19 protein-coding genes are annotated in these 24390 nt (G+C 57.2%); 6 read left to right on the plus strand and 13 right to left on the minus strand.

Annotated features, from left to right (window positions below; translation table 11 throughout):
• Positions 1-30 precede the first annotated feature (30 nt).
• Positions 31-3441 carry a SusC/RagA family TonB-linked outer membrane protein gene (locus GSQ62_RS03230; RefSeq protein ID WP_161888174.1) on the minus strand — a complete coding sequence of 1137 codons (3411 nt, stop codon included), beginning with the start codon at positions 3439-3441 and terminating at the stop codon, positions 31-33.
• A 704-nt stretch (positions 3442-4145) separates the two neighbouring features.
• Here GSQ62_RS03230 and GSQ62_RS03235 point away from each other — a divergent pair.
• Positions 4146-5210, plus strand: a complete 1065-nt coding sequence (locus tag GSQ62_RS03235) for a LacI family DNA-binding transcriptional regulator (protein ID WP_161888175.1) — start codon at positions 4146-4148, stop codon at positions 5208-5210.
• A gap of 82 nt (positions 5211-5292) precedes the next feature.
• On the opposite strand, the gene GSQ62_RS03240 is transcribed toward GSQ62_RS03235, so the two are convergent.
• Entirely contained in the window at positions 5293-7290 is a 1998-nt protein-coding gene (locus GSQ62_RS03240) for a heavy metal translocating P-type ATPase (protein ID WP_161888176.1), read from the minus strand.
• 207 nt (positions 7291-7497) lie between these two features.
• Here GSQ62_RS03240 and GSQ62_RS03245 point away from each other — a divergent pair, with 207 nt between their 5' ends.
• Positions 7498-7680, plus strand: coding sequence for a hypothetical protein (locus GSQ62_RS03245; protein ID WP_161888177.1), 183 nt, complete (start codon positions 7498-7500; stop codon positions 7678-7680).
• 116 nt (positions 7681-7796) lie between these two features.
• Here GSQ62_RS03245 and GSQ62_RS03250 read toward each other — a convergent pair whose 3' ends face one another.
• The 8 genes from GSQ62_RS03250 to GSQ62_RS03285 form a co-directional block, all read right to left on the minus strand.
• Positions 7797-8180, minus strand: a complete 384-nt coding sequence (locus GSQ62_RS03250) for a hypothetical protein (RefSeq protein ID WP_161888178.1) — start codon at positions 8178-8180, stop codon at positions 7797-7799.
• 16 nt (positions 8181-8196) lie between these two features.
• Entirely contained in the window at positions 8197-9090 is an 894-nt protein-coding gene (locus GSQ62_RS03255; protein ID WP_161888179.1) for a cyanophycinase, read from the minus strand.
• A gap of 38 nt (positions 9091-9128) precedes the next feature.
• Positions 9129-9539, minus strand: coding sequence for a hypothetical protein (locus GSQ62_RS03260; protein WP_161888180.1), 411 nt, complete (start codon positions 9537-9539; stop codon positions 9129-9131).
• A 7-nt stretch (positions 9540-9546) separates the two neighbouring features.
• The gene (locus GSQ62_RS03265; RefSeq protein ID WP_161888181.1) at positions 9547-10413 is read right to left on the minus strand and encodes a TIGR02587 family membrane protein; all 867 of its coding nucleotides are present in this window, start codon (positions 10411-10413) and stop codon (positions 9547-9549) included.
• Positions 10414-10775: 362 nt separating this feature from the next.
• Positions 10776-11105, minus strand: coding sequence for a hypothetical protein (locus tag GSQ62_RS03270; protein ID WP_161888182.1), 330 nt, complete (start codon positions 11103-11105; stop codon positions 10776-10778).
• 383 nt (positions 11106-11488) lie between these two features.
• A complete protein-coding gene (locus tag GSQ62_RS03275; protein ID WP_161888183.1) occupies positions 11489-11878 on the minus strand; it encodes a hypothetical protein in 390 nt (129 codons plus the stop codon).
• A 154-nt stretch (positions 11879-12032) separates the two neighbouring features.
• Positions 12033-13577, minus strand: a complete 1545-nt coding sequence (locus GSQ62_RS03280; RefSeq protein WP_161888184.1) for a 4Fe-4S binding protein — start codon at positions 13575-13577, stop codon at positions 12033-12035.
• 6 nt (positions 13578-13583) lie between these two features.
• Complete coding sequence (locus tag GSQ62_RS03285) at positions 13584-14954, minus strand: NAD(P)/FAD-dependent oxidoreductase (protein ID WP_237586943.1); 1371 nt, start codon at positions 14952-14954, stop codon at positions 13584-13586.
• 854 nt (positions 14955-15808) lie between these two features.
• Between GSQ62_RS03285 and GSQ62_RS03290 the strand changes: the two genes are divergently transcribed.
• The 3 genes from GSQ62_RS03290 to GSQ62_RS21020 all read left to right on the plus strand — a co-directional run bounded on the left by GSQ62_RS03290 (position 15809) and on the right by GSQ62_RS21020 (position 18371).
• On the plus strand, positions 15809-16684 hold the full coding sequence (locus GSQ62_RS03290; protein ID WP_237586945.1) for a glycoside hydrolase family 16 protein: 876 nt from the start codon (positions 15809-15811) through the stop codon (positions 16682-16684).
• 110 nt (positions 16685-16794) lie between these two features.
• On the plus strand, positions 16795-17184 hold the full coding sequence (gloA2, locus tag GSQ62_RS03295) for an SMU1112c/YaeR family gloxylase I-like metalloprotein (protein ID WP_161888185.1): 390 nt from the start codon (positions 16795-16797) through the stop codon (positions 17182-17184).
• A gap of 122 nt (positions 17185-17306) precedes the next feature.
• Positions 17307-18371, plus strand: coding sequence for a 2Fe-2S iron-sulfur cluster-binding protein (locus GSQ62_RS21020; RefSeq protein WP_161888186.1), 1065 nt, complete (start codon positions 17307-17309; stop codon positions 18369-18371).
• 248 nt (positions 18372-18619) lie between these two features.
• On the opposite strand, the gene GSQ62_RS03305 is transcribed toward GSQ62_RS21020, so the two are convergent.
• Complete coding sequence (locus tag GSQ62_RS03305; RefSeq protein ID WP_161888187.1) at positions 18620-19741, minus strand: glycoside hydrolase family 43 protein; 1122 nt, start codon at positions 19739-19741, stop codon at positions 18620-18622.
• 177 nt (positions 19742-19918) lie between these two features.
• Positions 19919-20794 carry an ROK family protein gene (locus tag GSQ62_RS03310; protein WP_161888188.1) on the minus strand — a complete coding sequence of 292 codons (876 nt, stop codon included), beginning with the start codon at positions 20792-20794 and terminating at the stop codon, positions 19919-19921.
• Positions 20795-21056: 262 nt separating this feature from the next.
• Between GSQ62_RS03310 and GSQ62_RS03315 the strand changes: the two genes are divergently transcribed.
• The gene (locus GSQ62_RS03315; protein ID WP_161888189.1) at positions 21057-22520 is read left to right on the plus strand and encodes an aminoacyl-histidine dipeptidase; all 1464 of its coding nucleotides are present in this window, start codon (positions 21057-21059) and stop codon (positions 22518-22520) included.
• A gap of 103 nt (positions 22521-22623) precedes the next feature.
• Here the strand turns inward: GSQ62_RS03315 and glgP are convergent, their stop codons facing one another.
• Positions 22624-24291 (minus strand): alpha-glucan family phosphorylase, encoded by a 1668-nt coding sequence (gene glgP, locus GSQ62_RS03320; protein WP_161888190.1) that lies wholly within the window; start codon positions 24289-24291, stop codon positions 22624-22626.
• Between the last annotated feature and the right edge of the window lie 99 nt (positions 24292-24390).

Consider the following 24390-nt stretch of genomic DNA (forward strand, 5'->3'; position numbering starts at 1 on the left):
TAAGTTGAATTGGTGGATGTGGCCTCCGGCTTAGATGCCGAGCCTCAGGGTAAAGCCCATGTTGCGGACCATTGGCAGGAAACCGTACTCTCCTGCCACCGCCGTGCTGTTCGACAGGTTGGAGGCCGGGTTGATGTCAAACGGCAGGCTGTTGTACAGGTAGCCGAGGTCTCTGCCCACCAGGCTCAGGCTCAGCGAAGTCAGTTTCAGCTTGCTGTAGATGCTCTCCTGGAAATTGTAGGACAGCGACACCTCCCGCAGGGCCACCCACGAGTTTTCCCAGATCATCAGGTCAGACACGCCGGTGGAAGAGGAACCATAACGGTAGTAATACTGCGGCGCGTGCGTCGGCTCCACAAAGCCCTGCTCATATGCCTCCTCGAAAGTCATGCCTCCCACGTCCACGCTGCTGCCGTCCGGAAGCGTCACCATCTGGCCTGGTGCAAACACGCCCTCCACGATGATACCGTCGTCGTAAGTCTGGCCGTCGTAGGCGCTGGTCCAGGTAATGCCGCCATGCTCCGCGTCTCTTCCGAAAAGCGTGTTCGGCAATACGCCCGTGTGCGTGCCCAGCCTGTAAGACGACAGAATGATGTCGCCGCCCACTTTGGCATCTATCAGCACGCCGAGGTTCAGGCGGCCCAGCGTGAAGTTGTTCTGCAGGCCCCAGCGGTACTTTGCGTTTATATCACCTATCGTCTGCAGCTCGTTGCTTCGGGCCGGGAAAGCGGCCCGGGCATCAGAGCGCCACGACAAAACGGGCTTCCCGTTGTTGGGGTCGTCCACGGGGTTGCCGTTTTCATCCTCCGCCTGGTACTTCTTGGAATGGATTCGCGAACGGATGATGCCGTAAGACTCACCGGCTATGGCGTACGTGCCCACCTCGAAGATGTCACCGCCCAGTTTAAACTCCTTCACGCCCTCGCTCAGGCTGATGATTTTGTTTTTGTTGTGGGAGATGTTGCCGCTGATGTTCCACTGGAAATTGTTGGTCAGCACCGGCGTGGCGTTCAGGGCAAACTCAATTCCCCGGTTCTGGATGTTGCCCGCGTTGATAATCACGGACCGGACGCCTGACTCCTGCGGCACCTGTATCGGCAGAATCTGGTTTTTGGTATTGTCCTGATACACGGTCACATCGAAGCCGACCCGGTCGCTGAGGAAGCGCATCTCCAGGCCCAGTTCTTTCGCAAGTTTCCGTTCCGGCTTCAGGTTTGGCTGTATGCCGTTGGAGTTGTTGAACGTGGAGAGCGAGATGTTCTGCCCGTTGATGGTCGCGAAGCCGTTGAAGATGAAGCCGGGGTTCAGGGTATAGGGGTCCGTGTCCTTTCCGAGCGCCGCCACGTTTGCCCGCAGTTTCGCGAAGGAAACGGCTGTGGGCAGTCCCAATGTCTCTGAAAACACCCATGACAAACTGGCCGATGGGTAGTTATAGAAATTGTTGCCGGTTCCGTCAGAGTAAGTCAGGGCCGAAGACCAGTCGCCGCGCCAGGTGGTTTGCAGGTACACCTGATCCCGGAAGGCAAAGTCGGCGCTCGCGTACAGCGAGTTGAGGTGCTTGTTGTAAGTGATGCCGCCAGCCACCTCGTTCGGCAGCCGCGAGTTCGTCACGAAATAACCGGCGGGGATGTTCAGGCCGCCTGAAGTGCCGATGCTGTTGAAATCGATCTGCGTGCGCTGCGTCTCGCCGCCTATATAGCCGTTAAAGTCGAAGTCTTCGCTGAGGGTTTGGGTAAAAACGGTCATCCACTTCAGGAAGCCGGTGTTCTTGGAGGTCTGGGCAAGCGAGTAGTAGCCGCCATCGCGGTTGCTCTGTCCCGCGAAATTGTATCCCTGTCCCAACTCGCGCACCTCGTTGTTCTTATAGATGTTGTTCACGTTGCCCTCCAGCACCACCTTCATCCAATCCGTTACTTCAGCTGTCAGGGCGATGCGCCCGCGCATCATCTGCTCCTTCTGCACATAGTCGTTCTCGTAGAGGCTGAACCAGAAGTCGGCGCCGGGCACCTTGTTCGGCTCATTGGGGTCCAGCGGGCGGGGCACGCCGCCGAAGGCGCCGATATAGTTTTCGCGCTGGCGCCAGTAGTCGGTGTCGTAGTTGCGCGGGAAAATCCAGGTATAGGCCTTGCCGAAGTTGCCGGAGGCAAAGGCATCCTGCGAGTTCAGGTTCGGCGGGTTCTTCGCCTCTGTGGCCGTGTAGTCTCCGCTTAGGTCAATGCTGAATATATCGTTGAATATATGGGTGGCGCGCGCGCTGAAGCCGTTCTTCAGCATCTCGTTGCGCGGCACCACGCCCCGGTTCTCGTCGTGGCTGTAAGACACCCGGAAGGTGGATTTATCGGTGCCCCCCTGTATGGCCACGTTCGTGTTAGAGGACACGCCCCTGTCAAAAGCCTCCAGGAAGTTGTCGGGCTGCGCCTCGTAGCGGGTAATCGTGCCGTCGTAGTTCAGCACCTCCTGCCCGTCCAGGCGCGGGCCCCAGTTCTCCAGCTCGCGGTTGATGCCCGGGTCTATATAGGGCATGCCGGTAATCGGGTCGATGGGGAACACCTTTGTCCGGAAGTTCTGATCGGAGCCGTAGTTGGGCTCCCGGAAATCCGTGAAATAGGCGCCTACGCTGCCGCCCCCGAACTCGTTCTGGAACTGCGGCCCTTTGAACGGATCGGCCACATGCACCGACTGCGTCACGGTTATGCCAAGCCCTTCCTGCTTCGAGCCTTTCTTGGTCGTGATCAGCACCACCCCGTTGATGGCCCGCGCGCCATATAAGGCGGCGGCGGCAGATCCCTTCAGGATGGAGATGCTCTCGAAGTCCTCCATGTTCAGGTTCTTGAGGTCGTTGCCGAAACTGCGCCCGCTGAGGCCGTTGACGTCATTGTCCAGTATCACCCCATCGATCACGAAAATTGGTTGGTTGTTGGTGCTGAGCGTGGAGTTACCGCGAATCTGGATTTTCGAGTTGCCGAAAACGCCTCCCGCGCTCTGGTCAATCTGCACGCCGGCCACCTTGCCCTGCAGCGCGTTCACGGGGTTGGCTTCCAGTTGCGTCTCCACATCAGAGGCCTTGAGCTCTGTGACGGAGTAGCCCAGTTGCCGCTTTTCCCGGCTGATGCCGAGCGCCGTCACCACGACCTCCTCCAGCCGCTTGGTGTCTTCTTCCAGGACGATGTTCAGGACAGCGGCATTGTTCACCGGCACCTCTTTCGTGGCATAGCCCAGGAACATGACCTGCAATACCGCATCCGGGGCCACGGCAATGTTGAAATTACCAGTGGCATCCGTGGCAACGCCGTTGCCCGTGCCCGATTCAATCACGCTCACGCCGGGCAAGGGCGTGCCTGAGGCGTCTTTCACCGTGCCCGTCACGTTGCTTTTGGTCTGCGCAAAACCAACGGCGCTGCACAGGAGCGTCAGGAATAGAAATAGTATCCGTTTCTTCATATGGATTGGGGGTTATATAAGGTGTAAAAGCAAGCACAGAATATTCATCGGCCATATATAGCTGGCACAACTAAAGGCAAATCAGCTGCCTACGCCCGTTTCAACGCGGCTGGTAAAACCTGCAGAAGCAGGTGACCGCCAGCCTGAGCCTACAGGGTAAATAATTTATATATGGTTACTAACTGGTAATCAAAGGGCTTTGGTCCGCTGCAGTCCCACAGTTCCAGGGAGGTGCGGACTGTGGAAAGCCTCCCGCCGGATGCATTGCGCCCATGTTTGGGCAGCTCCTGCAGGATAGATAGAAGCATCCTGTTCTCTGTGGCAGAACTTCCACTGGTGGAGGCGCATACCCGACAGCGTGCTGCTAATTTCGAATAAGCCCGGCTGCTTCCTGAAATAGTGTTCTAATGTATATGTTAAAATAAGTAAAAACAAGTATTTTTAAATTATGTTTGCGCGCACACCACCTATGTTGCCGCAAACACCGCTAAAGCGCATGCCATGAACATATTTAAAGTTGCAACAGAAAAAGGATTATATAGGACGTTGAATTTTGACTTAATTTAGCAACTTAGCAGGTCCCGGACTGCTCCGCCCCGCTCTTCCTGTATCAGGCAGATGCCGGTGCCCACAGACCGTGACGCAGTTTCAGCAAGCCATAGCCAGACACCTTTTATACCAGATTTATACCAGCGCCCCACCGTATGAGCAAGAAGAAAATCAGGATCAAAGACATTGCACAACTGGCGGGCGTCTCCGTGGGCACCGTCGACCGGGTGCTGCACAAGCGCGGGAAAGTGTCGGAAGAGGCCCTGCGGAAGGTGCAGGACACCCTGCGCGCCATCGAGTACAAGCCCAACCTGATAGCGCGCACCCTTGGCTCCAAAAAGATATACCGCATCGCAGCGCTCATCCCGGATCCGTCTTTAGACGAGTACTGGAACCTGTCTTACCTCGGCATCGGGCAGGCGGAGGAGGAATGGGCGCAGTACGATTTCCATGTGGAGCCTTTCTTCTTCAACCTCTACGACAGCAACTCCTTCCGGAGCGTGGCTGAGGCTGTGTGCGCCAGCGCGCCTGACGGTATTCTGGTGGCCCCTGTCTTCTATCAGGAGGCCCTGCCTTTTTTCGGTTTGTTAAATGCCAAAGGGATTCCCTACGTGCTTTTCAACACGAACATACCGGAAGTGGAGCCGCTGAGCTTTATCGGCCAGAATCTTTTTGAGAGCGGGAAAGTAGGCGCAGAGCTTCTCTATCTGCAACAGAACACAAAGGGCACGTTTGCCCTGCTGCACATCAATGAAAACAGCCTCAACTCCGTGCACCTGCTCGAGAAAGAAAGAGGCTTCAAGGAATATTTCAGGGAGAACAACCTGCAGGCGGATATCCAGGTGTTGGACTCAGGCAACGGAGAGGGGGCTTCGGTGGAGAAAAGAATCGGGGAACTCCTGCTGCACCCGGAACTGAAAGGCATACTTGTCACTACCTCGAAGGCCATTCCGCTGGTGTCGTCCCTGCTGGAGAAGCATGGGAAGCGCGACATCCGGCTGGTGGGGTATGACTTGTTAGAGGAAAACATTCACTACCTGAAAACGGGCGTCGTCAACTTCCTGATAAACCAGAACCCGAAGCGCCAGGCATTTCTGGGCATCACATATCTGGCCAATTACCTGCTGCTTAAAAAAGAGCCCCCGCGCACCGACCTTTTCCCGCTCGAGATCATCACCCGCCAAAACCTGAAATCCTACCTGGAATCGGAGATACACTGAGGCGTCCATATGGCAGTGTGTGCCTCCATATCGCCGCCGTTGTTGGTTTTATCACCAACACCGATATAGTTACTCCCCCGCCTCAAAACTTAATCCGCTGGATGCGCACGGCGTTCAGGATGGCCAGCAGCGCTACGCCAACATCGGCAAACACGGCACCCCACATGGTAGCCAGGCCACCGGCACCTAAGAGCAGCACCGCCGCCTTCACGGCAAAAGCCATCCCGATGTTCTGCCACACCACCTGCTTCGTTTTCCGGCCAATGGCGATGGCCGTGGCGACTTTAGAAGGCTGGTCGGTCTGAATCACCACGTCGGCTGTTTCGATGGCCGCGTCGGAGCCCAGGCCGCCCATCGCCATGCCCACATCCGAGAGGGTAATCACAGGCGCATCGTTAATGCCGTCTCCCACAAAAGCCACCTTTCGCTGCTGTGCCTTCAGTTCCTCCACTTTCGCTACTTTGTCCTGCGGCAAAAGTCCGCCATAGGCCGCATCCAGTTGCAGTTCCTTCGCTACCCTCTGCACAATGGCTTCCTTGTCGCCCGACAGCATGATGAGGTGCCCCACCCCCTGCTGCCGCATCGCTTTCACGGCGGCAGCCGCATCTGCTTTTAGCTTGTCGGCAATGATGATGTGGCCGGCGTAGCTGCCGTTGACGGCCACCAGCACCGTGGTATACGGAACGGCATCGATGGTTACGTCATAGGCCACGCCCTGCTGGAGAAGCAGTTTCCCGTTACCGGCCAGCACTTCATCGCCTTCCACCAGCCCAATTATACCATGACCAGCTATTTCCTGCACCTGCGTTGCCTGCAGGCTCACTTTGCCAGCATAATTGGCAATGGCCTGCGCCACCGGGTGGGTGGAAACAGCCTCCACAGCCGCCACATACGCCAGGAACTCCTGTTCATCGGGCCACACCGTCTGCACTTCCTGCACCTCAAACACCCCCTCCGTCAGGGTACCGGTCTTGTCCATCACCACGGTGTCCACCTGCGTAATCAGGTCGAGGAAGTTCGCCCCTTTGAACAGGATGCCGTTGCGCGAGGCCGCCCCGATGCCCCCAAAGTAGCCAAGCGGAATAGACACCACCAGCGCGCAGGGGCAGGAAACTACCAGGAACACGAGGGCCCGGTAAAACCAGTCGCCGAACACATAGCTGCTGACGAAAAAGTAAGGCAGCAGCGTAATGGCGAGCGCCAGAAAGAAAACAATCGGGGTATATACTTTGGCAAAGCGGGTGATAAACTGCTGCGTCTTCGCTTTTCTGCTGCCCGCCTCCTCCATCAGTTGCAGGATCTTTGACAGGGCACTGTCTTCGTATGCGGCTGTTACCTGCAGGGTGGCGGCTGTGTTCAGATTAAGCATACCAGCCAGCACTTTGTCGCCCCGGCGCTTGATGTCAGGCTTCGCCTCGCCGGTGAGGGCTGCGGTGTTGAAGGCCGCCGCTTCTGTCAGCAGTTCCCCGTCCAGCGCCACCTTCTCCCCCGGACGCACCAGGATGCGCTCGCCTATCCAGACATCTTTAGCGGGAACGCTGGTGGTGCCGGTGGCTGTCTGCAGGTTCACCATATCGGGCCGGTTGTCTATCAGTTCCTTAATCGATTTGCGCGACCGCACCACCGCCGCCTCCTGGAAATGCTCGCCTATCACGTAAAACAGCATCACAGCTACCCCCTCGGCATATTCGCCCAAATAGAAAGCACCCAGCGTGGCCACCGTCATCAGCAGGAACTCGTTAAAGAAGCTGCTGCGCAAGCTGGTGACGGCATGCCACACCACCCGCCAGCCAACCAGCGCATAGGCCAGCCCGTACGTCACAAACCGGGCGATGCCCGTGAACCAGGCGGCGTCTATATAGTCCAGTATTAGTCCCGTAACCAGCAGCACCAGGCTCAGGATGGTGGGCAGGTAAGATGCCTTTGCCTCCTCGGCCGCCTGCTGCTGCCCAGCCGCAGCGCTGCACGCCCCGCCCGAGCAGCAGGCATCGTCCTGCGGTCCGGGTGCCGCGGCTGTTCTGGGGGAGGTAATCTCGAGTGGTTTGAAATCTGTCGTTATATCTTCCTTATCGTGCGTCATCAGGTACTCCCTATCTGTTTTAAGATTCTTACGCAAACAACTGGCTCCTGCCCCTTGTGTCTTCTATAGAGGCATATGGCATGAGGCTTTGCTGCTGCTTATGATACAAACATACCAAACCTGTTACTGTTTTCTGTTACATCATTCTGAAGAAGCGTTGCTTGTTCTGTGCCTGAAGGGCAGCAGCTTTTACCAGATGTTCCTCCTATGCGCAGCCTGAATGAGAAATTACTCCGGCCTGAACCCACCGCCCTCCATATAAGCCAGCTTGTTGCCGTGTCTCCCGACGGCGAGGTGGCCATTGCGTTCAACAATAACCCGATGAAGCACTCCTGCCGCGTGCAGGGCGGAGAACATGTAGTGGCCGCATTGAAAGAAGAAACCGGCTAATAAACCCAAGTTGCGATTTACTCTTGTCGTGGCGATATGACCTACCTATCCGGGGAGGGGAATCTCCTCGGAAACAGGCAATCCAAGGAAAGTGCAGGTTAATTTTGTCCGGGTAATTATATCTCCTTGTTACTGCGTATCAGCCCCTTGCCGCCTGCCCCAAGCCACAGCAGGATAAGCACCAACTCGCCCGCCGCGTCCAGCAGATATATGTCCCGGATCACATCCGCCAGGGCGTAGTACACATCGATGCCCGTCAGACCGACTGCCCCTGCGATGCCAAGAAATTTTATCTCCGGCGTCACGCGCCCTCTGAGGCCAGCCAGCAGCAGCACAACCCCTATGGCGGTGATAAGCACGCTCACGGTGTAGAGCAGCCATATATCCTCTTTGGGGCCTGTCACCCACAGAAAGCTGGGCAGGTGCAGGAAGGGCCACACCCCTGTCAGGAGCCAGTAGATGCCCTGCAGTTTTGCCACCAGGTTCAGGTCGGGCTTCATATAGGGTTGGTGCCGGTTAGATATGCAGTTGGTCGTAGGTGGGGATGGTATACCGCTCGCCGTTCGAGAGCAGGTGTACTTTCAGGTCACAGACCGTAAAAGGCTCACCCGTCTCAATCTCATATATGTTGGTGCGGGAAATGCCGGTGCCGTCAACTATTGTCACCAGCCCACTCCCCAGCACTTCTATCTCTTTCCCTTCCCGCACATAGATGGCGGTATCCTCTTCCAGTCCAATGCCGATACAGCCGGGGTTGGTGGCAATGCACTGCGAGATGCGCACAATGCGGCCCCGCTGGATAAAGTGGGTGTCGATGGCGATGTTTTTCAGGAACTCCAGCCCGGTGGTGATGCGCACGTCTCCTTTTATAGACCCTCCTTTTGCTACGCCTTCGTAAATCATGGGCGTAGACATGGCAGTGGCGCCGGCGCTGGTGCCGGCAATCAGGATGTCGTCGTAGGTGTAGCGCTCCTTCATCAGTTCCAGCACCGCCGTGCCTCCCAGAATGGAAGTCAGGCGCAGCTGGTCGCCGCCCGTGAACATGATACCTGCCGCCGCCTCCACCAGTTTATGGAAAGCGGGGCCTTGGGCTTCGCTTCGCTGCCGTATGTCCAGCACCTCCACGCGCTTAACGCCGAGGCTTCTGAAGGTACTGATATATTCCTTGGAAACCTCTTCGGGTATGGCAGAGGCCGTGGGCACCACCAGCACCATCGGGTCCGCGCCCCGCAGCTCGCTCACCAGAAACTTCAGGATTTCCTCGCTCTCAAAATCCACGTTCCGCTTCTGTTCCTCCTTCAGGTCCCCATTTCCTCTGTCCTCATGGCCACCAATAGCCAGCAAACGGCCTTTGGGCACTGGGGCCTCCTGCTGATGCGTGTGCCGGTCCGACACTTTTTTATTCGCCATTTTTTTCTTGGGATAAAGCCAGATTCGTCTGTTAAGTATTATGGTTTCTGGTAGCTGGCTACCCGGGCCGACACAGTGGCGCCAGCGGCGGGCTTCTGTGAAAAGTTCACCCATCCCTCCCGCTTCGACCCCTGCGGCACAAAATTGAGCTGCAACTCTGCCTTTTCCACCTCTTCCCCGCCCTGCTCCAGCACCAGTTCCACCAGCACCGACTCAGCTGTCTCGCCGCCAGTGTTGCGCACCACCACGCGGTAGCGGTTGGGCTGCGCCTCCGAGGGCTCTGGCCAGTACTCCACCAAAATCTCGGGAGGGCTTGGTTTGTGGTTGTACACCTGGTACCCCAGGTAAGTGAAAATTGAGAGGAGCAGTGCCAGCCCCAGCCAGAACACGGCCCACTCCAGCAGGTTCTTCTTGTCTTTGACCTCTTCCTTCTCTTTTAAATTTTCCATCAAAGTGCTATTTAATCAGCAGCCTCCCGGCGGAAGCCCCGAGGGAGGATAAGACGCCAAGGGTGATGCATTGGGCGAAAGCGTTCCAGAAGCTCATGTTCTCGAAGCGGCCGAAGAACCACAGCACGAAAGCCGAGGCCGCCAAAGCGACTATATAGGATATGCACGTGTCGTGGATGATGCTGTAGGCCGTGACTTTGTCCGGTTTTGGGTTTGTGCCTTTGAAATCGCTGAAGGTCATGACCACCGTGCTCAGCAGCAGCGACACCACGGCCATCAGCAGCACATGCACTGGGTCGGCCTCTACGGCAATCATCAGTATTTCCTCGGTTGGGGCCACGTTGCCGCCCACCAGAATGGCCCCGCAGAGGGCAAGCACCGCCGTGCCCAGGCTGCCGGTCCGGCTTCCTTCATCCTGCCCGCCTACTTCGCCAGCGCTGCCCTCTTCCTCGCTGCCACCGCTGTCCGCGCCCAATTGCGCAGTGCCCACCGACACCCCGATGGAAACAGCCATGGCCTCAACAATGACCTTGCCCATCAACTCCTCCACCGACATGCCGCTGAGCGAGATGCGGCCCAGCATCAGCAGCACCCCGAACGAAAGCGCCAGGCCAATGCCCATCTCCTCCACCGAGTCCACGAAGACGCTGCGCCACGAAGCATCCTCCCGCATGCCGGCATAGCGGTTATAACCCAGCAAGAGCAGGTAGGTGGTGATAACGAGTAGAATAAGTTGCGCGGGCGAGGCAATGAAACCCGCCCACCACACCTCCATGGTATAGAGCAGCGGAAAGCTGAAAAGCAGGCCCCCGGCTATCCCGCGGGCATACTCTTTCAGCGACTCCGACACCGGCCTGTTCAAGCTATCCTTCATCTTTCCTTTCCCGGGTTTATGCTGTATAGGTTCGGCACCATTCCACCCTAACATCGGGCGGGCTTTCTATTCTGTTTCTCCCTTGGCCATGCTGAACCGGAGACTCGTCAGGAGTTACGGCGGCAGATGCCAAGAGTTAGACAAAACCGACACTTTAAGTACTTAAACTTAAATCTGTACGGCTTTTACTCAAAATTCCAAACTTCCGGTGCCTGTTTGTTTAATCGCTAAATTCCTGAACACCAAGCTGGGCCCAAACGAAAAAAGCCTGCAAAAACGCAGGCTTTTTTCGCCATTTAAGTACCCCGGCTTGCTCGAAGGCCGGGGAAACAAAGCTGCGGCTTCGCGCCTGCAGCCTGGCTCTATCCCTTCCCTGAACTGTCAGATGGTGTGTGGTACCGTTGGCTGGCGGCCCCGTAGTTGTAGTGTATAAAGGCGTGGTAAGACATTGTTTCTTCGTCCGCGTGATGCAGTTGCGCTGAGGCGTTGAGCAGCGTAGCCACAGGCTGATAGCCCCCATTGCCATGCTTGCCCCTGTTTGTAATATCAATCCTGATAATGCGTGTCTCCAGCATGGGGAGGCACATGGCAGTGCCCTGCGGCACTGCAGCCAAAGCGCTTCTGTGCCGCTCCGGAATGTTAATGTTGTGGTGCGGCCTGCTTTTGCTACCCCAAATCTCTGTTGCTTTCATGGCTTTAGAAGTATGTGATCGGGTGCGCTTGTCTGTACATCCTGCGCCGTAGTAAAGGGTAACTGGCCGGTTGGGGATGTAAAAAGTTGGCGGCTGCATCGCAGATTCTTTAACAAGGCAGAAGGAGCGCCGCCCTCAGCACCCATAAAAGGTTGGCTGCTCCTTCGCCTTGTAAATCTAAAGAAACTATAAAACCAGAGGCATTTGCCTAAAGAACCTTCCGTGAAACTGCTTCCGGCCGATTGCTTCGATCATCTGTATGTACGCCCCTTGTGCGCGTATGTCAACTCGGCGGAGGTCAATTAAGTGTTTCTTCCCTCAAATACCGTATTAACTCAGCGAAAAACAGTTGTGCGGCGACTACAGCAACAAAGTCACTATCATCAGGAAGCAGTGTGCCTTTGCAGCGCTGCTTCGAGCGCCTGCCTTAGTTCCTGCAGGCTTTTCAGCGCGTTCAGCTCTTTGGCATCCAGCAGCACTTCCACCTCATTCTCCGCAGTTTGCAGCGCCACCAACGGATACACCATACGCTCGGCTCCCGCTTTCCACGCATCGCGGTATATAAACTCCGCCTCCAGCGGCAGACTTCTGATATAGTCCGCCCACTCCTGCTTCATCGTGAACGTGCCGTGGGTGAGGGCGCACAGGCTGCAACTGTATGTGGCAGGCGAAATGGCTTTGTGTGCAAAGTCCGTCAGTTTACTGAAGAAACCACTATCCGCGTTATATATAAAGAGTAGTTTGGGGAAAGCAGGACCTAAGGTTTTGGACATTAGATGCTATACGTTAGACAATTGATGCTAGAGCGACGGGGCTTGAATTCGGAGGAATCTACAAGGAAAATTGTCATCGCAACCCTACATAAACAGTTTCATGCCTTGTGTCAAATATTAAACCTGTAATGTCTGTTGTCATGCGCCTCCCAACTCACTGCCATATCGTGGCGGAGTCGTTGCCGGTCAGGATGGGAATGTCGGTGATGCGGCCTTGCTCGGGGCCGTTCTCGAGTTTCAGCACCCCGCGCGGGCAGACGGTGGCGCAGATGCCGCAGCCCACACAGGAGGCACGCACGATGTTCTGGCCGCGCTGCGCGTACCAGCGCACGTCGATGCCCATCTCGCAATAAGTGGAGCAGTTGCCGCAGGAGATGCACTGGCCGCCGTTAGTCGTTATCCTGAACCTGGACTTAAACCGTTGCACAATGCCGATATAGGCTGCCAGTGGGCAGCCGTAGCGGCACCACACGCGGTTGCCCATCAGCGGGTAAAAGCCGACACCAATCACACCGGCAAAGGCGGCGCTTATCAGGAAGCCGTACCATTGCTGCACCACGCCCGTCGCGCCGCCCAGCCACTGGAAACCGGAGAAATAGTTGGCAACGGTCATAACCGTCATCACCACGGCAAACACCAGCACGCTGTGTACCAGCACCCGCTCCACGTTCCAGGCCTTCAGCGACTTGTCGGACAGGTGGCGGAACGGGTCACCGGCGGTTTCGGCGAGGCCCCCGCAGCCGCACACCCAACTGCAATACCAGCGCTTGCCGTAAAAGTACGTCATCAGCGGCACGCCCAGCACCACCAGGATAATGCCCCACATCAGCATGAACATGCCGACTCCGCCGCTGCTCAGGAAATTTTCCACACGGTGCTCAAAAAAGAAGGTGTAATCGAGGGGCCATATGTTCTTGAGGTCCTGCCAGGGCTTGTTAAGCAGCACCAGTATCTCCGGAATCAGGAAGGCGAAGGACAGCTGGAAGAACATGACCGAGGCGGTGCGCAGCGTCTGGTACTTGTTGCCCCGGTGCTTGCGGAACATCCGTACGCCCATCACCAAAATGGCCAGCGTATATATAAGCCCGTACATAAACCACTGGCTGGCAGGGTTGCCGGAGAGCGCCAGGCTGATGGGGTCGGCCAGCAGCACCAGGTTGGCGATATAGGCCGGGAACCAGTACAGCACGATATAAAAGAGAATCAGGTAGGTACCGAGCACAATGCCCAGCCAGCCCCGTGATTTGAGGGAGGAGAACATGATGCCGTTGTGCTTCACGCCTTCCGGCTCGTGCCGGTACTGGGGCAGCACATACAGCAAGCTTCCCAGAGCGCCCGCAAAAACAGTCAGCAGCAGCAGAAGCAGCTTGTTCTCAGCCACAAAGCCCACACTGGCCGCCCTTGTGACGGAGAAGGCATAGTCGTCCCATATCACCCGCTCGTACTGCCCCTCCGTTTTCAACTGGTCGTTATAGGTGCCGAAATACCCGTTGAAATCGCTGACGAAGGCGAAGGTGGAGGGGTAGGTTTTGTTCAGCATGGGCGTAAGTTCCTTCTTCAATACAGCGTAATGCTCCTGCTTCACGGTTTGTTTCAGCACCGTATCCGTCAGCCGGAACTGCCCCAGGAACACCAGCGAGGTAAAAAAGACAAGCGCAGCCAGCAGTAAAATCAGTCCGGATTTTTGTATAAAGTTCATATCGGATTATCGGCTGAAGAATGAGAAAAGCCCCTTTTTCTTTCGGGGTTGCAGGGATGTGTTGAACTGCTCGTTATATGCCTGCAGGATTTCGGCATGGTGCCTGTCGTAAAATTCCGGGTTGAAATCCGCCTCCTCCAGATGCAGCAGCACGTTTTCAATGGTCCAGCCTTCTTTGAGGGCCTTGTCGAAGAAGTTGTGGCGCAGGCGCATCCCAAAAGCGTTCACCCCGGTAACTGCCTTTGTCCCGGCGTCAAACACGGCTCTGAAACAGATTTTGCCATTGGTGTGTTCCCAGTACAGCGACTGCAGTTCCTCGCCCCACGCAGGAGGCACCACGCCATATGTCTGAAATTCGATGTCGAGGAACTTGGCGGAGTTGAACCAGGGGCCTGGCCGGTACGGCACCCGCTTCTCGGTGAGGCTGTAGGCGAGGGTTTCGCCGTGCATGCGGCCTGTGTACCACGTCTGCTCCACGCTCCGGCGGCCGGGCGGCGGCGTCCGGAACTCCGCGCAATCCCCGATGGCATATACCTCTGGCATGTTGGTGGCAAAAAACTCGTCTACCAATATGCCCCGGTTCGTTTCGAGCGGCGTGTCTTCCACCAGCGCAATGTTCGGGCTCACACCCACGGAGATGCCGACGAAACTGCAGTCAATCTGCTCGCCTGTGGAGGCCACCACGCCCTTCACGCTGCCGGTGCCGTCGTCCTGTATTTCCATCAGCTCGTGTATCAGCCGCAGGTCGATGTGGTGCTCCCGCACGTGGCGGTTTACGAGCTGCGCCTCCTGCACCGGCAGCACATTCCCCCAGAAGTTCTCCTCCCGCACCAGAAACGTGACCGGTATATGGCGGCTGTGCAGCATCTCCGCCAGCTCAATCCCGATCAGGCCGCCGCCCACCACCACCGCCCGCCGGCAATTCCGGGTGTTCACCTCCATTTCCTCCAGGTCCTGCAAACTGTAAAGCCCCTGCACGCCCTTCAGGTCCTGCCCCGGCCAGCCGTATTTGTTGGGTGTGGAGCCGGTGGCCAGAATCAGCGTGTCATATATAACGGGGGGCTGCTGTTGCAGCTGCAGCGTTTTTTGCTCAAAATCGATGTGCGTGACCCAGTCATATATGAGCTGCAGCCGGTTTTTGGCCCAGAAAAAGTCCTCGTACGGCTTGAGGTGCGCATACTTCATATGCCCCATGTAGAGGTACATGAGCGCCGTGCGCGAGAAGAAATGCTCGGTCTCCCCGGAGATGAGGGTAATGTTCGCGGCGCTGTCGCGCTTGCGGAGATGGCGCGCGCACGTAACCCCCGCAATGCCGTTCCCGATGATCACGATGCGGCGCCCTCCGGCCTGTGCTCCAATCGCTTCTTTATTCCTCACGCGCTGTTTGTTTCTGGATGATATGGATGGCTTATTCTATATAGGATGCGAACATGCCGCATGAGTAAAATTAAGTATTTTAGGGTTGTTAGTCCCTGTTTAAAAGGTTGACAGTGCCAGTTGCTTCAGAAAAGCAGTGGTCGAAAAATCCCACAGAAAGCCTTTGGACTTATATAAACGTGAACTCAGGAATTATTCTGCCTAAGCTTGTAGCCGCTGTTCATCCCTCTGGCTTGACTTACTTTAAGTTCTATAGCTGGTTTTGGTGCTCTCAGGCCGAGAGGCCTCCCCGAAATGCTTCGGGGTAAACTAATCCCCTTCAGCACTGTGTAGCGGAAGCTGCCGGGGTAGGGGCCCTCTATTCGCTCTGCTCAGGCTGCCTTACTGCGTGCGGCACCGCAACATCTACAAGGTGCCTCAGGTGAAAACTGGAAACGGTTTCGCTCTGAGCCAGTGAGTATGATATTATAATCATTTAAATATCAAACTTCTACATTCAATTGATTCCCGAGTTCACGTTATATAAAATACCGCTTCTACAACAACCACCCGCAGTGTCAGTTGTTCACAGCACGCTCCGACGACAGCTATATATAAAGTGCTGTTTATTATTCAACTGCTGCGCCACATATTCAAGCTGTACATCCGTTTCCTCGTCCGATAGGGCAATTCAGAAACATGGAAAGGGGATTTGATGCATCCCTGCCCGAAGGCAGCAGGCCGGGCATATATAAATTTCCCGAAGCGAAGCAGGAACTTCTGCTGGTACGGACCTTTTTTATATCTTTAACGAAGCGGCGCCCTATATAGCGCGTAGCTTTTAGCTTATATCCGCCAGTCACTTCCCTATCGCTATGCCTGCTACAAAAGTAAACAAGATACAAAGATTCGGGCTATCCAAGGCCTCCTGCATGCTGCCACTGCTCCTCGCCTCCTGCGCCACCGGCTCCCAGGATTCATCCGCCTCCACGGCACAGGCCCCGCCGGACGAAAACCGGGCTTTTGCCGCCACGCCGGTCTGGGCGGATGAGTTTGACTACACCGGCGCGCCCGACACGGCCAGATGGGGATATGACATCGGCGGCAGCGGCTGGGGAAACAACGAACTGCAGTACTACACCAACAGCACGCACAACGCGCACGTCGCCGACGGCAGGCTCACCATTACGGCCCGACAAGAGGACAAGGAGGGCAATGCCTACACCTCCGCCCGGATGGTGACGAAAAACAAAGGCGATTTCCTGTATGGCAGGTTCGAGGTAAGGGCCAGGCTGCCGACCGGCAAAGGCACCTGGCCCGCCATCTGGATGCTGCCCACCGACAGCGAATACGGCGGCTGGCCGAAATCCGGCGAGATTGACATCATGGAACATGTGGGCCACGACCAGAACAGGGTACATGTCACGGTACACACGGAGGCGTACAACCACAGCATTGGCACCCAGCAGGGGAAAAGCAAAATCATCCCGACCGCCAGCGCCGAGTTCCACCTCTACCGCGTGGACTGGACACCCACTGCCGTGCGCGGATATATAGACGACGAGCAAATGTTCGAGTTTGTGAACGAGGGCAAAGACTACAGCTCCTGGCCCTTCGACAAGCGGTTCCACCTGCTGCTGAACATTGCCGTGGGCGGCAACTGGGGCGGCGCAGAGGGCGTTGACCCGACGGTTTTCCCGCAGGCGATGGAGGTGGATTATGTGCGGGTATATGAGATGGTTCCGCAATAGGCTTTGCTTCCGTTTTGCTGGCCATAGTATATTAAACTAAACGGAGACGGCGCCTGCCTATCAGATTTACATCGTTATATATAGCTTCTCTTTCAAGTTGATTGAATGTCATGCTCCAACTCAGCAACCTCCATCACATCGCCATCATCTGCTCTGATTACCAGAAGTCGAAGCACTTTTATACAGCTATTCTTGGGCTGGAGGTAATCCGGGAGGTGTACAGGCAGGAGCGGCAGTCTTACAAGCTGGACCTGGCCCTGAACGGGCACTACATCATCGAGCTTTTCTCTTTCCCCGCGCCGCCGCAGCGGCCCTCGCGACCGGAAGCCCGCGGTCTGCGCCACCTCGCCTTTGTTGTAGCAGATTTGGAGGCCGCGGTGGAAGAACTCAAACGGCAGGGCGTGTTGCCGGAACCCATCCGCACGGATGAGCACACCGGCAGGCGCTTCACCTTCTTCCCCGACCCCGACGATCTGCCGCTGGAGCTTTACGAAAGCTGATAGATAAAATGCCATTTCAGCGCTTGGCAATTGCCCGAGCATATATAAGCTTTCCGGAAAGGGCCTGCGACAGCTGCATTCGCCAAGACCTTTTTATTTTGATGTTCCGTAAGCAATACCCTATGGAAGTCCCTGAAAACGCAGAAAACCCGCTTTACACCAAAATTACCGTCACCGCCATCCGCCAAGAAGCCCCAGGCGTAAAGACATTCGAGTTTGGCGGCGAGGATGCAAAAAATATCCCCTACAAGCCAGGCCAGTACCTCACCTTCGCGCACCGGGTACACGACGAGGAAGTCCGCCGCTCCTACTCCATCACCTCCTCCCCGGCGCTGCACGAGCCCTTGACCATCGGCGTAAAGCGCATCGACAACGGCTTCTTCTCCAGGCTGCTGGTGGACGACACCAAAGTCGGCGACCAGCTCTATACCATCGGCGCAACCGGGCTGTTCACGCTGCCAGACGATCTGGCCAGCTACAAACAAGTGTTCCTGCTGGCCGCCGGCAGCGGCATCACGCCCATATACTCGCTGCTCAAAACCCTCCTGTATGCGCACCCGGAGCTGAACGTGGTGCTCATCTACAGCAACAACAACCCACAGAAAGCCATCTTCCGGAAACAACTGGAGCAATTGGCGCAGGAATTCCCGCAGCAGCTCACGGTGGAGTTCCTGTACAGCGTATCCCCTGATTTGGCGCGGGCCCGCTTGTACAAGGACCTGCTGCAGCAGCTGTTGCGGCAATACGCGGCGGCTCCGTATGCCGAAATCCTGTTTTACCTCTGCGGCCCCACCACCTATATGCGCATGTGCTTCTATGCGCTGCGCCAGGCGGGCGTGCCGAACGACAACATCCGGCGGGAGAGCTTCAGCAGCGTGAAAGTAAAAGTCCCTCTCCTGCCCCCCGACACCGAGGAGCACCGGGTGGTACTGCACCTTAAAAGCCGCGAGTATCGGCTACAGGTGCAGTATCCGAAGACGATTCTACAGGCCGCCAGGGAAGCCGGGGTGCCGCTGCCCTACAGCTGCGAGGCAGGCAGATGCGGGAGCTGCGCCGCCCGCTGCACCAGAGGCCAAGTGTGGATGTCGTACAACGAGGTGCTGACAGAGAAAGACCTCGCCCAAGGCCTGACTCTCTCCTGCGTAGGCTATCCGGTGGGCGGTGAGGTAGTGTTGGAGGTGATGTAAGGAGGTATGAGTAACTGGAGGTTTGGCAGTTGGATGCCGCTCCTGCCGCAGCGATGTTACTCCCCGGTTTATAGCGCCCCGGATTCGGGATACTCATATATGCAACTGTCGGTTGAGATTAAGACGGGAAAGCTATACATAAATTCTGTTCCGGCAAGGCAGCCACGGCATCTGCTGACAGATTCCTTTCAAAACAAAAATCCCCGCCTGTTCTATATGCCAGGCGGGGATTTTATGTAAAAAATTGCTTATTCGGTGTAGGCGGTGATGGTCTGGATGGTGCCGTCAGGATTGTGCTTCAGCTCCGTCACTTTGATGTTGCGCAGGTGCGTTTTGCCGGACAGTTGCGTGTCGTGGTAAAACAGGTACCACTTGCCCTCATGCTCTATCACCGAGTGGTGGTTTGTCCAGCCCTGCACCGGGTTCAGCAGCACGCCTTTGTAGGTAAATGGCCCGTAGGGGCTGTCGCCGATGGCGTAGGCAATGTTGTGGGTGTCGCCGGTGGAGTACGAGAAGTAGTATTTGCCGTTGTACTTGTGTATCCAGGGCGCCTCAAAAAAGCGCCTCTCGTTGTCACCGGCCAGCAGCGGTTTGCCGTTCTCATCCAGAATCTGCACATCCCGCACCTCTTCACTGAAGTTCAGCATGTCGTCGCTCAGGCGCGCCACTTTGGGCATCAGGGCCGGTTCGTTGTCAGCCGGGTACACGTCTTCCTCCTTGTAAACCCCGGAACTCCAGCGCTGCAGTTGCCCGCCCCATATACCGCCGAAGTACATATAGGCGGCACCGTCCTCGTCCATATATACCGCCGGGTCGATGCTGTAGCTGTTTGCGATCGGCTTAGGCTCCGGCTTGAACGGGCCTGTCGGGGAAGAACTGGTGGCCACTCCTATCCGGAACACGTCCTCCTTGTCCTTCACCGGGAAGTAAAGGTAGTAGGTGCCGTCCTTATAGGCCGCATCGGGTGCCCAAAGCTGCCGCCCGGCCCACGGAATGTCCTCAATGTCCAGCGCCACGCCATGGTCCACTATTTCCCCACTTGGGTCATCCATCGAGAAGACGTGGTAATCGCGCATGGCAAAGTGGGCGCCGTCGTCCTTCTCCGGAACTCCGGCGTCGATGTCGTGCGAGGGGTATATATAAATCTTGCCGTTGAAGACGTGGGCCGAGGGGTCCGCCGTATAGATGTCCGTCACCAGCGGCTGCGACAAAAACTGCGCATCCTGTGCCGTCGAGCCGGTGCTGTCAGCAGCCACGGCCTGTGTGTCGGCTTCTTCGCCTTCCGGGGTACTGCTGTTGCAGGCGGTGGTGAGAGCCGAGGCTGCCAGCAGCGCAAAAACTGTTTTTCTGGTAAAGGAGCGGTTTTTCATATGATTCTCTTTTTCTTTTTTATGCACAACCAAAATAGGCAACAGCGGGATTGCACTCCTCATCCGGCTGCATTATTCCAACCCACCTGTGCAAGGTCATCCAAACATAAGGATTTATGAAATCGGTTGCAAATAAAGATGCGGAAGGTATGGGCGTATATGGCCCGCACGAAAAAACTACGCCAGTTGATCTTCCCAAAGCGCGGCTGCCCCCAGCAGCGCCGCCGCCTCCCCAAGCTGCGCCTGCCGGATGGGCACGGGGGAGGCGTGCTCAAAAAGCGTCTGCTCTAACTGGGGCAGGAAGAGCGCCAGCGTCTGTCCAATCTCTCCCCCAATTACCACCGTGTCCGCATTTTCCTGCTGGATATACGGCACCAGGATCTCCCCCAACTGCCGCCCGAACTCCTCGAACACGTCCTGCACCTGCTGGTACTCCGGCAACAGTTCCACGAGCGCTTTCACGTGCGCCACTTCCAGTCCCGTCAGGTCCTTGTACCGCTGCACGATCCAATGGGCCCCCAGGTAGTCCTGCGCGATGCCTTCCTTGTATGGCGCACACCACAGAGCCGCGTCCACTGCGAGGCCGTTCTCATATATGGCTGAGCCCAGACTCGTGCCCAGGGTCAGGCCGATGGGGCGGGCCGCTCCTTTCGCGGCCCCGCCAAGGGCCTCGCCCTGCAGAAAACAGGCGGCGTTGTTCATGAACCGGATTTGCCCCGGCTGCACCTGCAGCGCCGCCGCCAGCAGTTCTTTTACATCCAGGCCATACAGCGCATCGTACTTGTCCTGAAACTTCATGAGCGCTATGCCCTTTTCATAGTCGAAGGGGCCGGGCATGGCTATGCCGAACCGGAGTCCGTCGGCCGCGTTTGTTCCGGCGGCGGCCGCCATCGCATGCGCCCAACTGCGTATGATTTCCGACTTTCCCCCGTTTGCCTGCACCGGTGTACGGACAGGCGCCTGCGCCTGCAGCGCTCCCGCCTCCAGATTTACCTGTGCGGCTGTTATGTGTTTGCCGCCCACCTCCACGCCTACCACGGTAGGGTCTGCCATATTCTTTTTACTACTTTCCAGTTCATGTCTCAAGTTTAAAGATACGGGCACAGGCCCACCAATAAAAGCTGGAAGCCGATTAATTGCGTCTCCCGGCCTGCTCTCCTCTTGTACAGAAGTCTCCTCAGCCAGTCATCAAAACGCACACAAAGCCCGGCTTTACTGGCCCATAGGTAGGCTCAGGCAGGTTTTTCCCGAGCGAAATCCCTACCTTTGCGACAGCCGCCGCGTGCGCGGCAAATCATTCCGAAAGAAGCACTATATGAACTCTGACATACGGAAACTGGAGCCAAGGGCGCTCTGGGAAAACTTTGCCGACCTGAACGCCGTGCCCCGCCCATCGAAGAGGGAGGAACGGGTTATCCGGTTTGTGAAAGACTTCGGGCAGCGCCTCGGGCTGGAGACCTATCAGGACGGGACGGGCAACGTCATCATCCGGAAGCCCGCCACGCCGGGCATGGAGCACCGGCAGACCGTGGCCCTGCAAAGCCACCTCGACATGGTACACCAGAAAAACGCCGGCACCGACTTTGACTTTGAGACGCAGGGCATCCGGATGTACGCGGATGGCGACTGGGTGAAGGCGAGAGGCACCACGCTCGGCGCGGACAACGGCATCGGGGTGGCCGCCATCATGGCCGTCCTTGCCTCCAAAGACATTCCCCACCCGGCCCTCGAGGCGCTTTTTACGGTGGATGAGGAGACGGGCATGACCGGCGCACTGGGGCTGAAAGGTGGCCTGCTTAACGCCGACATCCTCCTCAACCTCGACACCGAAGACGACCGGGAGCTGACCATCGGCTGCGCGGGCGGCGTGGACGTGACGGCTACGGGTATATATAGCCAGGAAGAGACACCGGCTGGAATAAAGGGCTGCAAACTCACCATCAAAGGCCTGACAGGCGGACATTCGGGCATGGACATTATACTGGGCCGCGGCAACGCGAACAAGCTGATGAACCGCCTGCTGTACCAGATTACTTCCCGTTTTCAGGTGTGGGTTGGCACCATCGACGGCGGCGGCCTGCGGAACGCCATTCCGCGCGAGTCGTTTGCGGCGGTGGGGGTTCCGGAAACAGAAATGGCTGTTTTAGAGGCCTTTGTGCAGGAGCAGGCGAAAGTGCTGCGGCAGGAATACAGCACCACTGACCCTCAACTGCAGGTGCTGGCAGAGCCGGTGGAAGCGCCGGAAAAAGTGGCCGATCCCGAGTTTATATATAAACTGCTGCGTGCCATATATGCCTGCCCGAGCGGCATTTACCGCATGAGCCCGGACATCGCGGGGCTGGTGCAGACCTCGAACAACGTGGCGCGCGTCGTGCTCAAAGACGGCAGCTACAGCGTCCTCTGCCTGACGCGCAGCTCGGTCGACAGCGAGAAAACAGACCTGGCGCAGGCGATACAAAGCGCGCTGGAACTGGCCGGAGCCACCGTGGAGCAGGGCGGCTCCTACCCTGGCTGGGCACCCAAACCCGGTGCCGCCATCATACAGCTGATGCGCGACCTCTACCGGGAGAAATTCAACGCCGAGCCGGATGTGAACGCCTGCCACGCCGGGCTGGAGTGCGGTATTCTGGGGGCCAACTACCCCGGCATGGAGATGATTTCCTTCGGGCCGAACATCCGCGGCGCCCACTCCCCCGACGAGCAGGTGCAGGTCAGCTCGGTGCAAAAGTTCTGGGACTTCCTGCTCGCCACACTCCGGCGCATCCCCGAAAAAGCCTGACAAGTGCCGAGCCATATATAAACAAAGAAGCCGCTCCATATCTGCAGGGCGGCTTCTTTGTTTATATAAACTCCTGCTTTAAAAGAGCTACCGGATTTCTCTGTCAGCTCCGCATCTGGTAGTTGTACATCATCTCGTAGTACTGGTGCGCCATGCGGTCTGAGTCGAACTGCGGCACCACGTTGCGCATGCTCTGCTTCACAATGCGAAGCCAGCGGTCGCGGTCGCGGTAATAGGTCGGCACCACCTGCTGCTCCAGTATCTTCATCATGTTCTCGTAGTCCTCCTCGTCCTGCATGTCGTCGGGCAGCGAGGTGTCTACAATCGGCAGCACGTAGCTGTTCTCGCCGTGGCGGGAGAACTCCGGCAGCCAGCCGTCCTGCACCGAGAAGTTGACGGCCCCGTTCATGGCGGCCGTCATGCCGCTGGTACCGGAAGCCTCGCGCGGGCGGCGCGGCGTATTCAGCCATATATCGGCGCCCTGCTTCAGCTTCCGCGAAAGCGCCAGTTCGTAACCCGTCAGCACGGCCACGTTGTCAAGCTTCTGCGACAGATACACCAGCTTGTTGAAGGTGTGGATGGCGTTGTGGTCGAAGGGGTAAGGCTTTCCGGCCCATATCACCTGCACCGGCATGTCCTTGTTGTTGATGAGATTCACGAAGCGCTCCATGTCGCGCACCAGCAGGTCGGCGCGCTTGTAGGCGGCAAACCGCCTGGCCCACACGATCGTCAGCACATCCGGCTTGAAGAGCTTGCCCGCCTGGTTGGCCACCACGTAGAAAAGCTTCCGCTTCATCTCTGCCTTGCGGTGCTGCAGGGCCCTGTCCTTGTTGTGCTCCTGCGCCTCCCACAGTTGCTTGTCCATCCAGAAAGGCACGTTCTGCGCGTTGGTGATGGATTTTATCTCGCAGACGCCGTCGTTGTCGTACCACATCTCGCGCGACACCTCGCCGTGCAGCTGCGACACGCCGTTGGCCACCTTCGAGAGGCGCAGCGCCACCAGCGTGTGGTTGAACATCTGGCCGGTGGTGCTTGTCAATTCCCGCACCTCGTCCAGACCCAGTCCGTTGAAAAAGCTCATGTCGTGCAGCAGTTGGATGTCGTGCTCCTCGTTGCCCGCTTTTTCGGGGGTGTGGGTGGTGAACACCATGCGGCGGCGCACCTCCTCCTTCTTGCCATACTCCTGGTACAGGTGGAAGGCCAGCGGAAGGGCGTGCCCCTCGTTCATATGGTATGTCTCCGCGCCGCCCAGCGCTTCTATCACTTTGGCGCCGCCAATGCCCAGCACAATGCTCTGCGCGATGCGGGCGTTGGGCTCCGGGTCGTAGAGGCGGTTGGTGATGGTGCGCGCCAGGTGGTCGTTCTCCGGCACGTCGGTGGTCAGGAAGTAGATGGGGGCCGTGCCGAACACCTCCGGCTTCAGCACCATCGCCTTCACTAGCACCGGGTGGTTGTTCACCACCACGCGCACCGTAATGCCGCTGTCCTCCAGAAAACTGTAGAACTTCTGCGTGAAGTGCGGGCGCATGCTCTGGTCCTCGTTCCGCTCCTGGTCGTAGTAGCCGTATTTCCAGAGCATGCCCACTCCCACCAGGTTCTGGCGCAGGTCATAGGCGCTGCGCATGTGCGATCCCGCCAGGAAGCCGAGGCCCCCCGAGTATATCTTGAGCGACTGGTGAATGGCAAACTCCATGCAGAAGTAAGCGGCACGGCGGGTATATTTTTCGTTGACTTCGTACGGGTGATACCACCTGTTATATGCTGATGCCATAAACTATCCTATTCTTTTAAGGTCCATAAAATAAGAGGCTTATACAGACACAGGGGTGCTGAGCTTTTGCTCTGGACACAGCCCGTACGTATAAGCACG

Origin of the sequence: Pontibacter russatus (assembly GCF_009931655.1) — a bacterium.
Taxonomy (GTDB): Bacteria; Bacteroidota; Bacteroidia; order Cytophagales; family Hymenobacteraceae; genus Pontibacter; species Pontibacter russatus.